This window comes from Alteromonas stellipolaris, assembly GCF_001562115.1.
Classification (GTDB): Bacteria; Pseudomonadota; Gammaproteobacteria; order Enterobacterales; family Alteromonadaceae; genus Alteromonas; species Alteromonas stellipolaris.
The window spans coordinates 1,235,847-1,250,932 of the sequence record NZ_CP013926.1 but is presented as its reverse complement, the minus strand read 5'-3'; the positions used below and the strand labels follow the sequence as shown (position 1 = coordinate 1,250,932).

Below are 15,086 nucleotides of genomic sequence, written 5' to 3'. Positions count from 1 at the left end.
AAAAACGCCTATAAAAAAAGGCCTTACGGCCCTTTTTTATGATTAGCTATGCAAAAATATTATGCACCGGGGTCGTTTCGATTCCACCACAAGAATCTAGCCAGTGCTGGAAGTACGATAATTGCACCTAACATATTCACCACGAACATAAAGGTCAACAAAATACCCATATCCATTTGGAACTTAAGTGAAGAGAATACCCAGGTACTCACACCTATTGCCAAGGTAATACCGGTAAACAATACCGCACTACCACGCTCTTTTAGCGCAGCCAAGTAAGCTTCTTGTACTGTCGCACCTTGTTTAAGCATAAGGCTCTTCGTCGATAAGATATAAATACCATAGTCAACACCTATCCCCACCCCTAGCGCAATAACCGGCAAGGTTGATACCGTAAGACCAATTTGCAGATACGTCATTAGCGCTTGTGCTAATACAGATACAACATACAGCGGAATGACTACCACTAAGGTTGCACGTATAGAACGGAAGCTAATTAAACATAGGGCGATAACAGCGCCAAAGACGTAAACCATCATTGGATCTTGTGCTGCCTCTACCGCTTCGTTTGTCGCTGCCATAACCCCTACTGGACCTGACGCTAGACTAAACGACATATCATCAGTCTCATATTCAGTACGGAAGTCTTTTACTGCATCTACCACTCGAGAAATGGTTTCTGCCTTGTGATCTTCCATAAACAGAATAATCGGCATGACAGAACAATCACCATTTAATAGGCCAGATGAAGTAGGCACACGAGAAATAGCTTGTACTAAGGTTTGTTGATTACGAGGTAGAACCTGCCATTTAACATTACCTTCGTTATAACCCGCGTTCACTATCTTAGCTACAGATGCTAACGATACAGCAGATTGCACACCTGGAACGTTCTCCATTTTCCACTGGAAATCATCCATTGCTTTCATAACGCTGTGAGACGTACAGGCTTCAGGCGTGGTTTCCACCAAAATAGAAATGTAATCTACTGTGACTTCATACTTGTCGGTAATCAAGAAGGTATCTTGGTTATAACGTGAAGACTCATGAAGCGCCGGTGCGCCTGCATGCAAATCACCTATCTTCATGTTTTGTGCTTGATAGTGCCCAAAACCGAATAAGATGGCGGTAACAATTAAAATAACGGCTGCTGGCTTTTTACGTGAACACGCAGAAATAATGGCCCAAAAGCGGGAGTTACTATTTTCTTTGCCTGCAAACTTATCAACGTACTTCTTATCAAGCTTTAAGAAGCTCATGAGTACCGGCAACAGCATTAGGTTGGTTAAGATAATAACCGCAACACCCATACTTGCTGTAATCGCTAGCTCACGAATAATACCTATATCGATAACCAATAAGGTCATGAAACCGACCGTATCAGAAAGTAAGGCTATGCCCCCTGGTACCAACAAGCTTCTAAACGCCGCCATAGACGCACGTTTTGCACCAATTCCTGTTACCGCACGTTTTTCTACCGCGTTAATCATTTGCACGCCATGACTTACACCAATAGCGAAAACTAAGAACGGCACTAGGATGGACATAGGATCCATTCCAAAGCCTAACGAAGTCAGTAAACCTAACTGCCATATTACGGCAATGACAGAACACAGTAACGGCAATATAGTCAGCATGATACTGCGAGAGAAGAAGTACACCATGATGGCTGTTATTGCGATAGCAATAGCGAAAAACAACAATACGTCTTTCGCGCCATCGGCCACATCACCAATCATCTTGGCAAAGCCGATAATATGAATAGAAATATTTTCGTTTTCATACTCGCCGCGAAGTTGCTCTTCAAGCTCAGCTGCTAACGCAAGTGTATTTAACGGTTCACCCGTTTGTGGGTCGATATCCAGTAACTGCGCTGTCACCATGGCACAGCTATAGTCGCTGGCTACCTGACGACCAACAATATTGGCTTTTTCAATATTCGCAGCCACTAAGTCTAACGCGGCTGGGTTTGCTGAATTGAAGTCTGCTGGAATAACCGGCCCGCCAGCAAATCCACCCTCTACAATTTCAGTAAAGCGGGTAGAAGGAGAAAACAGTGAAATAACAAGAGAACGGTTCACACCATTTATAAAAAATAGTTGGTCGTGTACGTTCTTTAACGTATCGAAAAAGTTCTGATTGAATATATTGTCGTTCTTATCACAAACAGAAACTAAGATATTGTTCGCACCACCGAAATCTTGGCGATGTTCAATATAGGTTTTCATGTACTCATGATTAAGCGGAATATTTTTTTCAAAACCGGCATCAAGTCGCATTTGCGATGCTTGAAAGCCTAAAAATACTGTTGCGATAGCAAAAAGGGCTACCACCAATTTACGGTTAGAAAAAACAAGATGTTCAATGAAATGGGTCATAAAAGCGAAACCACCCTACTTTGTATTTAGCGTTTTTATACCATTCGCGGTAACAGCTATGGTGTGGCCATTAAAGCTAACGGCATTTAACATGGCAGCTTTATCTTCAACCTGTGTAACTGTAATACCTTTTGCAGGCTCGCAGTTTGCAGGGTTTGCGTATGGATCGTGATTACTGACGGGAAGCGGACGAGTGGCTGACACCATCATACCGTTATTACCCATGGCAACCACCGTGTCGTTATCGGACAGTAAAATTGAATTTAACGTACTGGTTGAACAAGAATTTACGTATTCCCATTCACCTTGGTCACGCAAAACAAAAATATTTCCGCGAAGACCTACAGCCAGTAGCGTTGATTCATCAAGCGCTCTAATATCGAAAAATGAGCCAGTGTAATCAACTTCAAAACGTTCCCAGTTTTTCCCCATATCGTCGCTGCTAGCTAATAAACCCGCTTCACCAGCAAGGTATAGCTTTTCGCCATCGCGTGTTACACGATTTAAATGAGGTAAAATAGATTCTAATTCTTGCTGATAAAACGCTTCGTCTTCTTCTCTAACGCTTTCCAAATATTCACGATCGTATGGGTCTAGTAAACTAGCATGACGCTCAGTTTCCCAGCTTTTCCCGCCATCAGTGGTACGGTAGAAAAGGCCATAAGCGCCAGCAGCAATGCCGTGACTTTCATCAAAGAAAAGTACATCTAAAAATGGACGTTGAAGCTCGGGCTGAACATTCTGGATTTCCCAGCTTTGGCCCTTGTCTGAAGAGTGAATGATGGTGGCATCATGGCCTACCGCCCAAATATTATCGCCCACTACAGTCGTTGCAGTGAGTGTCGCTTGGGTGGGCACGGCAACTTGATTAAAAGCCGTTCCATCTTCTGAAATAAGAATATGACCGCGTTCTCCGACAACAACGACAAATTTATCAGCGTCAATATCTAGCAAAACTGACTGTTCAACTAAGGGTGCAATATAGGCATCTTCTGCTGAAGCAGTTACGGAGTAATTTGCTGCGAGTGCTGCAGTTATGCACGCTGCAATGGTTTTTTTCATGATTAACCATTCTCCCTAAAATTTAATTGTCTGAAAACAAAAACGGTTGGCACTGCCAACCGTCTTAACACAAAACGCTTAGCGTTTACCTTCTCGTCGTAACGCCTGAGGCGTAAACTCTACGTCTCTTGGACGAATCGAGAAGTCATACATGGCTTCTTCGTTATCAAGACCGATGGCCAAGTAACGGCGAGAGTTTAAGTCGTAATAGGCATCTAGGGTTGACCACTGTGTAGGTACTTCATAGTAGTTCACTCCATAAGCTACACCAACACGGTACAACTCGCCACGATTATCATACATATCAGCAACTTGAATTTGCCAGCTGTCTTCATCGATGAAGAATACGCGTTTTTGATAAATGTGACGGAAGCCTTCTTTCAACGTGGCTTCAACCACCCAAACACGGTGCTTTTCCCAACGGGTTAAATCAGGGTTAACGTGATTAGCATGAAGAATCTCATCGTAACTTACGTTATCTGAATGCAGTGCATAGTTGTTATAGGCTACAAACATCTCTTGCTTACCAACAAGTTTCCAGTTGTAACGGTTAGGAGAACCGTTAAACATATCGAAGTCATCGGTAGTACGCAGACCATCTGCCGCAGTTCCTGGCGTGTCGTAAGCAATGTTAGGGGCTAAACGTACACGGCGCTGACCCGTGTTATAGGTCCAGGCTTTACGTGGCTCTTTAACTTGGTCTACGGTTTCGTGTACTAGCAAAGCAGTACCTGCCAAACGTGCTGGCTTAGTCACTTTTTGCTTGAACATGAACAAGATATTTTCTTCAGTTAGCTTTTCAGGTGTAGCACCCTCTTCAGCATACTTAATCATTAATTGTTCATCAAAACCGATAACGTTGTAGTCACCAGATGTTGTCACCGCAGCTTGTCCACCGTTACGTTCTACGGCAGCACCGCGATAACGTAAGATGTGGTTCCAAATCGCTTCCATACCTGTTTGAGGCATTGGGAAAGGAACACCTAATACAGCGCCTTTTATGCCGTTTCCGTCATCCAGTAATTCTGCGTTAGTCGCATTAACCTTAGTCGCATCATAGATGGCTTGCGGATTAGATGCTGAACGACGGGTTTGATATACCGGCATGCGGTAAGTATCAGGGTACGCTTCGAACAACTTTTTCTGACCTTCAGAAAGGAAATCAGCATATTCTTTATAGTTCGACGCCGTTATCTCAAATAACACCTTATCTTCTGGAAAAGGGTTTGGATGGTGATCGCCTACTGAATAACCTTCAGGTGCTGATGTAATACCACCTGTCCATGCTGGAATACTTCCATCAGCATTCGCAGCTTGTATAGCACCCATTGGGGTTAATTCACCGCCTAGTTTTTTGGCATCTTCTTCAGAAACCTTAGCGTGAACACTTGCACCAGTTAGAGCCATTGAAAGCGCTGTTGCAATAATTCCTATTTTTCTAATCATATACATCACTCTTTAGATTGAATACTTGATGTTAAACGAAATAAAATCTCTGTCTGACAATGCGTTAGTGGTACCAACGCCGCCCCAGAATGCACTATAAGAGGCTGTTGCTGACCACTTGCTTAAGTAGTCGAACGTTAATGCCAGTGCCGCAGATTTAACATCTTCGGTGAAAACATAGAGAGGATCTGGTGTTGTACCCTCTACATCGTGAGAGAACGTAGCACGAGCTCGAAGGTTAACGCCCGCCATAATATCGTTCCAATCAGCAACGGCCAGTAGTCGGTAACCCCATGCATCATCAGTAGCGAATGGGTTAGTTTCTGGACCATCGGAAAGGCCAATGTGCAGACCCTCACGGTTATTGCCGCTTGCCGTAGGTTCTAGCGACGGTGTACGTGCTGTACCTGGCGCATTTAAGCGAATTACATTGGGATCTGGCATATCAACAATATTGACATAACCCAGTTCACCCAACAGTACGAAGTTATCAGCACCAAACTTAGGACCGTAAACGTGAGAAGCAGTTAACTGCATTTGCCACGTGTCTGAGAACAAGAAGCCTTCAGCGGTTTCACCTGGCCCAACATCTCTACCTATGTTTCCTAACTGAGAAATACCGTCTAAATCTGGGCGAAGACCCGCATTAGCAAGTTGTTGAGGCATACCCATATAGAGTAGTTCAACATCGTCGATTTGCAGAGGTTCATCAACACGGTAAGCAAATTCACCGGCTAAAGCGGTTGTGCCAACGTTAGTGTTGAAGCTTACGCCATACAATTTAATATCTTCTGGATAATAAAACTCAGATTTGGTGAATGCACCCAGTTCCGTAATGTTATCGCGGGTCACTTCATTAGTTGCAATGAAAGCCAAATCTGATGCAATACCTTCTGAAGTAAAGTCAGACGTTACACCTGAGATAAGTGGACGTTGGCTATGGTAGTTAATGTGGTAGAAACTGATTTCAGATTCATTCAGCGCTTCAGCGAACCAAGTAACACGCAAACCGTATTGCCCTTGGTCGTCTGCATCTCTATGCGCTTCATCAGAATAGCCACGAATAGCCACTTTAGTTGGGTACGCTAAGTACGCAGATGCAATATCTGCAGAATTTCCGCCAGCACGCAACAAATCGCCGTAGCCGTTAAGTGCAGTTAACAAATGGTCTAAATCGATATCAGGGTTACCACTGAAACCTAACTGGACGTTTTGACGCTGACCGCCCTCGCCCGCAAAGTCGTTACCAGCAAAGTAACTTCCAGAAACAGGTAACCAACTGCGTTCCCATTCATATTGATAGTAACCCGACACACTTAATGTATCGCTTAGTCCTAATGAGGCATAAACCATACCCACTGGAATAAATACTTCTTTAAGTTCCGCACCTGGTGCACGAGCACGGGTAACGTCTACTGGGTTTGTGGTATTGATACCGTGTTGGATGAAAGTACTTTCACCCCAACTGATAACTTGACGACCTACACGAAGGGTTAACGGCTTATCGCCAATCCACCAATCGCCATAGAAGAAGGCATCATAAAGACGCACATCGGTACATAATAAATCTTCTGCTTCTGGATCTTGACAGTGATCGTATTGAACACCGGTGATAGCATTTGAATTAGGGCGGTCACCATCCATTTGTTCAAAATCGTAAAACCAGAAACCACGTGCGAAGAAACCGAAATCGCCAAAATTAATATCTAGCTCATGGTTTCCTGAAATTTGTGTTGCAAATGCATCACCTGGATCATGAGATAAATTTCCTAAGTCGCCATTGGTTGAATAACCGCCGTCAGCTAACGCCCAAACGTCGCTACTAGGATAGAGTGGATTGAATGCAGCGTGATAGCCTGACCAATCAAACTGTGCATGATTACTATTTCCGATAAGATCGTAATCTCTAGACTCAGTACGGATACTGGTAGCCACTGTGAATGTAGAATCAAGAGAAATGCTAACATCACCTACTTGCCAATTAGCGGCATTAGCAGGAAGTGCGGCAGCACCCAACAGGGTTAGCACACCTACAGCAACAGGTGACATCTTAAAAGCGCGAGGCCTATTTATCATATTTTTATACTCCCTAGTCGACGCACAAGGCTGCGTGACATCGTGATCAACCATAACGATTAACAAAATGATTACATCATTTTGCCACTTTCGCAAGAAGTAATCGTACCAGTTAACAAAATTTACAACATTAATCGTATCAAATAGTTATTGCTTTGTGGGGACTATAAAAGCAACTTATCCGAAAGGTGTAAGTAATTGGCGGAATCGTAAAAATATATGCACAAAAAGCAGCCAAAGGTAAAGGTTTAGGGCTTTAGCGTAAGCGTTCGAAGGCTTTAATTTTGTTGTTGGCGTCTACAATCATGCGAAAACGCCCCACAACACCTTGGGAGGTAATGAACTGTTTTATTCTAGTAGAGGGGACTTGTACGCTGGTGCCATTTTCCGCCACCATAACGACGGTAGGCAAAGCGCCAGAGTACAGTGCCTCACATTGAATGTAAGGCACATTAACAGAAAAGTAATAAACGGTATCAGTGGCTTGAATGGTTGTCATACGCCAAACTTTTGCTCACTTTCTCAAACACATCTTTGCTTAAGCCCTTATGATTTAACAATCGACCTAGCTGTGCTTTCATCAATGCCTGATGGGGTTCTGCAAACCCTTGCCATTGGATCAGTGGAGTCACAATTCGTGCTGCAACTTGAGGATTAAGGGCATCTAGCTTGATAAGGTAATCGGTAACAAACTTATACCCTTCTCCACCTAAGTTATGGAAACGTTCGCTGTTATAGAAAGCGAAACTGCCAATAAGTGAACGAACACGATTAGGATTACCCATACTAAATTGAGGATGCTCGCTCAACATAGTGATAGTAGCCAGTATATCTTCACGAGGTTGAGTTGCGTGCAAGGCAAACCATTTATCTAGCACTAACGGATCGTGACGCCATTTTTCTTCAAACTTAGCCATTAAGCTTTCAAAGGCATCGGCCGGTAGTGATTGCGCTGCTTTAAGCGCACCTAGAGTGTCGGTCATGTTGTCGGCCTTATCGAACTGCGATATCACCAAGTCTTTATGCTGAGGTAAGCGTGCCAAATGAGACAACAATACATTTTTGCAGCGGCGAGCATTAACTGCATCTTGCTGGTAGCTATAGGCCTGAGTGGCTATACCGTTAAACGCATTTAGAAGTACTGCTTCCAACTGGGTAGAAAACTGACGACAAAACGCTTTTCGTGCATCGATGAGTGGTTGCACACTAATATTGCTTCGAGACTGACACAAGGTTTCAAATGAAGGTATCACTAAGCATTCACTCAAAAGCTCAATATTATCAATTTCGCTGTCTATTGCCGCGTGAATTCCCGCCCATATACCACTGTCTATCGTAGCAGTAGGGTTTTCATATAACTCACTGATGCAGCGGTTATATAAAGTCTGCATGGCATCCCAACGATTAAACGCATCTTGCGAGTGGGCAAATATAGTAAGTAATGAAGCGGTGTCGAGCTCATTATGTACTTTTACTGGTGCAGAAAAGTTACCAAGTAGTACTGGGGTTAGTTTCTTCGCATCACAGGTGATAGTAATCGTGATTTCAGGTGCATCGACAATGAGTAAGTCGTTTTGAATCATGCCACTATCATCACGGTATCGATTACCGTCTTCATCGATAACCTCAAAACCTACAGGAATATACAGAGGAAGCTTTTCGCTTTGGTCTGCTGTACTAGGCGTATTTTGCGTTACGGTGAAGGTATGTACATAACCCGTTTCATTGCTGGTAACATTGTGAGCAAGGGATACTTGCGGTGTACCAGATTGACTATACCATCGAGAAAACTGCGTAAGATCTAACTCCGTAGTTGACTGCATGGCAGAAACAAAATCATCGCACGTAACTGCTTGGCCATCATGACGACGGAAGTATTCATCCATTCCTTTCCTAAAACCTTCCGGCCCTAATAGCGTATGGAACATGCGAATAACTTCAGCGCCTTTATCGTATACCGTCACCGTATAAAAGTTATTCATCTCAATAACTTCTTCAGGGCGAATAGGATGGCTCATTGCACTGGCATCTTCTGCAAACTGGTGCTCGCGCATCACACGTACATGCTTAATACGGTTACTTAGCGGTGATGTCATGTCAGCACTAAATTGCTGATCGCGAAACACTGTTAGCCCTTCTTTTAGACTGAGCTGGAACCAGTCTCTGCACGTTACGCGGTTACCAGTCCAGTTGTGGAAGTATTCGTGCGCGATAACAGCTTCTACATTAAAGAAATCATCATCAGTCGCAGAGTCTTGGTCGGCCAGAACAAATTTGCTGTTAAATACATTCAGGCCTTTGTTTTCCATCGCGCCCATATTAAAGAAGTCGACCGCCACAATCATGTATATGTCGAGGTCGTATTCCAAACCGAACACGTCTTCATCCCATTTCATGGCCCGCTTCAACGACGCTAAGGCAAAAGTACCCTGAGATTTCTTACCTTTGTCGACATATAACTCTAGCGCTACTTCTTTACCACTGGTGGTGATATAGGTGTCGGTTAATAAATCGAAGTCGCCTGCCACTAATGCAAATAAATAACAGGGTTTAGGGTGAGGATCGTGCCACGTAACAAAGTGCGTACCATCAGGGTTTTCACCACGTTCTATCGGGTTACCATTTGATAACAGCATGGGGAACGATTTATCCCCTATGACTTTCACCGTATAGACTGACAATACATCGGGTCTGTCTGGGAAAAAGGTAATGCGCCTAAAGCCTTCTGCTTCACATTGCGTACAGTAAGCACCGCCCGAAAGGTACAAGCCTTCTAGTGCTTTGTTGTTTTCTGGGTCGATGTGGTTTTCAATTTCTAATTCAAAATCATCGGTATCTACATTTAGCGTTAACGTTTCATCATCTAAGGTGTAATCACTAAAAGGTGTACCGTTAATATGAACAGAAACAAGTGACAGCTTATTCCCATCTAAGATGAGGGGCTGGCTTTTGTTTCCGTCATTTTTTTCTGTGTCTTTAACCGAATCTTTAGTAAGCCTGCGCTTAACGCTAAGTTTACTCTTTACCACAGTTTTTGTGGGATGTAAGGAAATAGTCAGGTCGACTAACGGGATAGAAAAAGCGGGCGGAAGATAATCCGCCCGGCGTTTAGCTGTAACTGACATAGAGTCTCCTAAAACAGAAAGTCTACGCAACTATTATTGGTTTGCTTCGCCAGGTTGCTTTGCATAATCTGGAGGTGTTAGGCGAAGAATTTTAATTCCTAAGTAAGCGTAGATAATAGCAAGAATTGGGTTTATTACGTTAAAGAACGCATAGAAAACATAGTCGAATGGGTTTACCAACAGCACACTGTGCATGTAGGCACCACACGTGTTCCAAGGAATGAGTGGCGATGTTAACGTTCCGCCATCTTCAAGGCTTCTAGATAGATTTAGTTGGTGCAAACCACGCTTTTCATACTCTTCTTTGTACATGCGCCCTGGCATCACAATAGAGATATACTGATCGGCCGTTACCAAGTTGGTCGCAAAACACGTAAGAATAGTTCTGCTTACCATATCACCGGCCGACTTAGCACCTAATAAAATAGCGGATACTGCTCGTTTTAATAGCCCTACTCTTTCAAGTACCGCACCAAACGACATAGCGCAAATAATTAACCATATCGTATTGAGCATAGACGACATACCGCCACGTGAAAGCAAGCTATTCAAGTTTTCATCAGGGGTGGAGAAACTCACGCCGTCAAACAAGGCCGTCCAAACTACTTTTAATGCACCAATACTGGCACTGTCGTCAGGGCTTGCCATGCTAGCAACTACATCACTTTGAAATAACACTGCCCATATTGCACCTAATAATGCGCCAATAGACACAGCAGGAAACGCTGGCACTTTCTTAACCGCAAGGGTTAGCAATACAACAAGGGGGACTAATAAATACCAGCTTAGATCGAAAGACTCATTTAACAATAACTGCATTTGTTCGATGCGATCTGCTTTAGCATCACCGCTTTCGCTAAAGCCCAATATTACAAACAAAATAAGCGCTAGAATAAAGCTAGGAACGGTAGTCCAAAGCATGTAGCGAATATGTTCAAATAAATCGGTACCTGCCACGGCGGGCGCTAAGTTTGTGGTTTCAGAAAGCGGAGAAATTTTATCGCCGAAATAAGCACCTGATACAACGGCACCGGCGGTAATCGCAGCAGACATATCCATACCTGCAGCCACGCCCATCAATGCAACACCCACTGTAGCGGCGGTAGTCCAAGAACTTCCGATACTCATAGCAACCACGGCGCAAATTAAGCACGCGGCAGCGTAAAAGAATGAAGGGTTTAATAGCTCTAGACCAAAATAAATAAGCGTAGGAACTGTACCGGCTAACATCCAAGTACCAATAAGCGAACCTACTGCCAATAGAATTAAGCACGCACCGAGCGACATTGAGATTCCATCAACAATGCCTTTTTCAATGGTTTTCCAGCTGTACCCGTTTTTCATGCCAATGATGGCGGCAAGACCCATCGCCAGTAATAAGGCAATTTGGTTAGGCCCATACGATGAATTATCAGCAAATAAATAAACCGCACTACCCATCATAACTACAAGGGCTACAATGGGAATAAGCGCGTCAAATAATGAAGGTTCTTTAAATTCTTTAGTCGTTGTCATTTTTATTATTCTTAAGCCTTAAATCAAAAAACTGAGCGGTAAAACATTAGCGCAATAATAACCGGGCAAACAAAGCGTACATACCAAGGCCAAATCTTCCAAAACAAACCCTGCTCCGCGTTTGCATCGCCTTCTTTAAGCTCAGCTAAAATGGCATCTCTGCGCCACACCCATCCGGCAAATATACATAACGCTAAGCCAAGTAGTGGTTGACTGTACTCAGTGGTAAGGGCAATAACGAACCCAAACAGTGCATTAAAATTAAGAATGATGATGCAGCTAAGTACAAAGATAATGGCTGCCATTAACACTACCGCCTTTTTACGTACCAAGCCCCTGCTTTCCACCATATATGCCACAGGCACTTCAAGCATTGATATTGAAGAGGTAACAGCGGCTATCGCCATTAACGCAAAGAAAGTAAATGCAACAAACACACCTACCCCGCCAATTGTATCAAACAAGGCTGGCAACACTTTGAAAATAAGCGAGTCACCTTGAATTAAGGCTCCCTCAGGCGTAAAGATTTCTACACCATTGTGCAGCGCAACGTACATGGCCGGAATAATCAGCATGCCGGCAATAACGGCAACACCGATATCCACTAATGCAACGGAAGCACCAATGGTGGGCAAATTTTCTTTTTTGCTTAGGTATGAACCGTAAACTAGCATGGTACCCACACCTAATGACATGGAGAAAAAGGCTTGGCCCATGGCATCTATTAACAAATCGGGGTCAAGAATACGGGTAAAGTCTGGTACCAAATACGCGCTCCAACCATCAGAGGCGCCAGGTTGCAAACTTACATAGACGATAAGGGCTAGGATAAGAAGTACCAATGTAGGCATTAACCTAACTGACCATTTCTCAATTCCCGACTTCACACCACCCACAACAATAAAAGCGGTTAACGCCATGAATATAAAGCAAAAAATAACGTTACGCGTAACTGAAGATGTTAACAACCAATCACTTGCAGACTGTAACCCCACCATATTAACAGCAGAATCTGCGAAATAGACAAGCATCCAACCGCCTACGATGGCATAAAACGCCAAGATAAGTGAGACTGTTATGCAACCCCAAATACCGGTTGCACGACCGATGAAGTTACCAGAAATATTGCCTAGCGCATCTACCATGTTAGAACGAGAGCTTCGTCCAATGATGAGCTCGGCCATGAGAACGGGGTATGCAAGAACAAACGCGAGAAGTAAATAAACAAGCACAAAAGCAGCACCTCCATTCGTTGCTACTTTGGTGGGGAACCCCCAAATATTACCGAGTCCAACTGCTGAGCCCGCTGCTGCGAGCACGAACCCGATTCGAGAAGAAAACTCGCCTCTGATAGCCATGTGATTTCCCTTTATTTATTATTGTTGTTAGGTTTATCAGACACAAAAAAAGGGCTGGCCACTGACCAGCCCCCTGTCATCAACCTTTAGTGTGTTATTGCGTATCTGCCGGTTTCTATCATATCAAAAGTAATGTTGGCAGCTTCATCTAAGAACGGATCTAACTCTTCCATATCTTCAGGTAGGTCATCAAGTGTTTTAACTAATTCTTTACCCATACGCTGTAAACGTTCATTGGCTCTCTCGAGAGCTTTATCTTCAGCTTCTTTTTTATCTGACTCACGTTCAGATTTTACCAATGAAATAAAGTTTTTATCTTTGTTTTCTTTGTACTCGACAATATCGTCGTGAATATAAGAAAACTCAGGGTCTTGCATAATACGTTTATTATGTTTCGCCGTTAATACGTCAAGTGCAGCTTGGCCGTCAGCAAATGTAGTGTAATTTGCGCGGTTAATGCTGTCCCAAGGTAATGCGTTATCCTGTTGGCTCTCACCCCAGTCAGCAGGTTCAATTGCTGAAGGATAAAGAATATCAGGCACTACCCCTTTATGCTGCGTACTTCCACCATCAATACGATAGAACTTAGCGATGGTGAATTGCACGCTACCTAATGGGTTGTCGTACAAATCATAAATCTTACCTAAACCACGGTGTTGTTGAACGGTACCTTTACCGAAGGTTTGTTCACCAATAATCAGCGCGCGGTTATAATCTTGCATTGCAGCGGCGAAAATCTCTGACGCCGACGCACTGTAGCGGTCTACTAAAACCGTTAACGGGCCATCGTAAGATACTTTTCCGTCGGTATCGCGATTAACGCTAACTTTAGTTTGACCGTAACGAATTTGCACCACTGGACCTTTTTCAATGAAAAGACCGGTAAGTAATGTCGCTTCTGTTAAAGAACCACCACCATTGCCACGTAAATCTACAATAATACCTTTAACGTTCTGTGCTTTAAGGCTGTTTATTTCCTTTTCGACATCGGCGTGTAGGTTGTTGTAGAAACTAGGAATAGTAATAACACCTAAAGGCTCATTTGCGTGAGGCCCAGTTTCAGGCGTGTAAACCTCAGATTGTGCAGCTCGGTCTTCAAGCTTAATTTTGTCGCGAGTAAGGCTAACCACAGACATGGTTTTCGCATCTGTCGCGCCCTTTTGAACTTGCAAGCGTACCGCGCTGCCCTTTGGCCCTTTGATAAGCTCTACGACTTCATCTAAACGCCAGCCGACTACATCAACAAACTCTTCATCTTCTTGAGCCACACCAACAATTCTATCTTCTGGCTTTAACGCCCCAGATTCATCGGCAGGACCGCCCGGCACTACGCTTTTAATTACGGTGTAATCTTCTTCGCTTTGAAGTACCGCACCAATACCTTCAAATTCCAAATTCATTTCCATTTGGAATCGGTCAGCGTTGCGTGGTGAAAGATAACTCGTGTGAGCTTCGATAGTACGCGCAAATGCATTCATAGCAATTTGAAATACATCTTCGCTTTTGGTTTGTTTAGTTCGCTTGATAGAACGTGTGTAGCGTTTCTCAAGAAGCTCTTTTGCTTCTTCCCACGTTTTATCAGCAAGAATAAGATTTAATGCGTCGTACTTAACACGTTGACGCCAAATCTCATCTAACTCATCTTTGCTAGTAGGCCACTCGGCTTCTTCGCGATCGTAATAAAATTTGTCATCGGCTTTTTCAAAATCAAAAGGCCCTTTCTCTAGCATAGCTAACGCAAACTCGTAGCGTTCGATACGACGCTGCGCACTTACATTATACATGTCATACGCGACAGAAAGGTTGCCCTTGCTCAACGCATCATCGAAAGCGTTTCGATATTTTTCGAAACCCACCACATCAGACAATAAAAGAACTTGTTTGTTGTGATCTAAAGATTCAATGAAGCGCTGATAGATACGTGCTGATAACACGTCATCCAACGAAATTTCTTTATAGTGAGCGCGGGTAAATAACGCACTGACGCGTTTTGCTGCAACACTATGCTGTGTCTCTTGTTGAAGAACGGGAAGCTCTTCAACATCTGGGGTTGTGGTGACTGCACCAGCGCCTACCCCAACGGTAAGAAATGCACTAGCAATGGAAATTCGAAGGATATCTTTCAT

Annotated in this window: 9 protein-coding genes; all 9 read right to left on the bottom strand. The window is 43.6% G+C overall.

Annotation, left to right across the window (positions count from 1 at the left end):
- Positions 1 to 59: 59 nt before the first annotated feature.
- Positions 60 to 2,378 (bottom strand): efflux RND transporter permease subunit, encoded by a 2,319-nt coding sequence (locus AVL57_RS05085; protein ID WP_057791793.1) that lies wholly within the window; start codon positions 2,376 to 2,378, stop codon positions 60 to 62.
- Between the two features lie 15 nt (positions 2,379 to 2,393).
- A complete protein-coding gene (locus AVL57_RS05080; protein WP_057791791.1) occupies positions 2,394 to 3,440 on the bottom strand; it encodes a WD40/YVTN/BNR-like repeat-containing protein in 1,047 nt (348 codons plus the stop codon).
- A 78-nt stretch (positions 3,441 to 3,518) separates the two neighbouring features.
- Positions 3,519 to 4,886 (bottom strand): DUF1329 domain-containing protein, encoded by a 1,368-nt coding sequence (locus AVL57_RS05075; protein WP_057791789.1) that lies wholly within the window; start codon positions 4,884 to 4,886, stop codon positions 3,519 to 3,521.
- 12 nt (positions 4,887 to 4,898) lie between these two features.
- On the bottom strand, positions 4,899 to 6,962 hold the full coding sequence (locus AVL57_RS05070; protein ID WP_057791786.1) for a DUF1302 domain-containing protein: 2,064 nt from the start codon (positions 6,960 to 6,962) through the stop codon (positions 4,899 to 4,901).
- Positions 6,963 to 7,218: 256 nt separating this feature from the next.
- Positions 7,219 to 7,461, bottom strand: a complete 243-nt coding sequence (locus AVL57_RS05065; protein WP_057791783.1) for a DUF2835 family protein — start codon at positions 7,459 to 7,461, stop codon at positions 7,219 to 7,221.
- Positions 7,439 to 10,087, bottom strand: a complete 2,649-nt coding sequence (gene pepN, locus AVL57_RS05060; protein WP_057791782.1) for an aminopeptidase N — start codon at positions 10,085 to 10,087, stop codon at positions 7,439 to 7,441. Before pepN ends, AVL57_RS05065 begins: the two co-directional genes overlap by 23 nt.
- A 33-nt stretch (positions 10,088 to 10,120) precedes the next feature.
- Positions 10,121 to 11,602, bottom strand: coding sequence for a Na+/H+ antiporter NhaC (gene nhaC / locus AVL57_RS05055; RefSeq protein WP_082604918.1), 1,482 nt, complete (start codon positions 11,600 to 11,602; stop codon positions 10,121 to 10,123).
- A gap of 23 nt (positions 11,603 to 11,625) precedes the next feature.
- Positions 11,626 to 12,960: a sodium-dependent transporter gene (locus AVL57_RS05050; protein WP_057791778.1), complete on the bottom strand. Its 1,335-nt coding sequence runs from the start codon at positions 12,958 to 12,960 to the stop codon at positions 11,626 to 11,628.
- A gap of 86 nt (positions 12,961 to 13,046) precedes the next feature.
- Entirely contained in the window at positions 13,047 to 15,086 is a 2,040-nt protein-coding gene (gene prc / locus AVL57_RS05045; RefSeq protein ID WP_057791776.1) for a carboxy terminal-processing peptidase, read from the bottom strand.

Bases quoted from the DNA above. Each gene is read 5' to 3' on its own strand.
- AVL57_RS05085 (WP_057791793.1), bottom strand. From the start codon at position 2,378: ATGACCCATTTCATTGAACATCTTGTTTTTTCTAACCGTAAATTGGTG.
- AVL57_RS05080 (WP_057791791.1), bottom strand. From the start codon at position 3,440: ATGAAAAAAACCATTGCAGCGTGCATAACTGCAGCACTCGCAGCAAAT.
- AVL57_RS05075 (WP_057791789.1), bottom strand. From the start codon at position 4,886: ATGATTAGAAAAATAGGAATTATTGCAACAGCGCTTTCAATGGCTCTA.
- AVL57_RS05070 (WP_057791786.1), bottom strand. From the start codon at position 6,962: ATGATAAATAGGCCTCGCGCTTTTAAGATGTCACCTGTTGCTGTAGGT.
- AVL57_RS05065 (WP_057791783.1), bottom strand. From the start codon at position 7,461: ATGACAACCATTCAAGCCACTGATACCGTTTATTACTTTTCTGTTAAT.
- pepN (WP_057791782.1), bottom strand. From the start codon at position 10,087: ATGTCAGTTACAGCTAAACGCCGGGCGGATTATCTTCCGCCCGCTTTT.
- nhaC (WP_082604918.1), bottom strand. From the start codon at position 11,602: ATGACAACGACTAAAGAATTTAAAGAACCTTCATTATTTGACGCGCTT.
- AVL57_RS05050 (WP_057791778.1), bottom strand. From the start codon at position 12,960: ATGGCTATCAGAGGCGAGTTTTCTTCTCGAATCGGGTTCGTGCTCGCA.
- prc (WP_057791776.1), bottom strand. From the start codon at position 15,086: ATGAAAGATATCCTTCGAATTTCCATTGCTAGTGCATTTCTTACCGTT.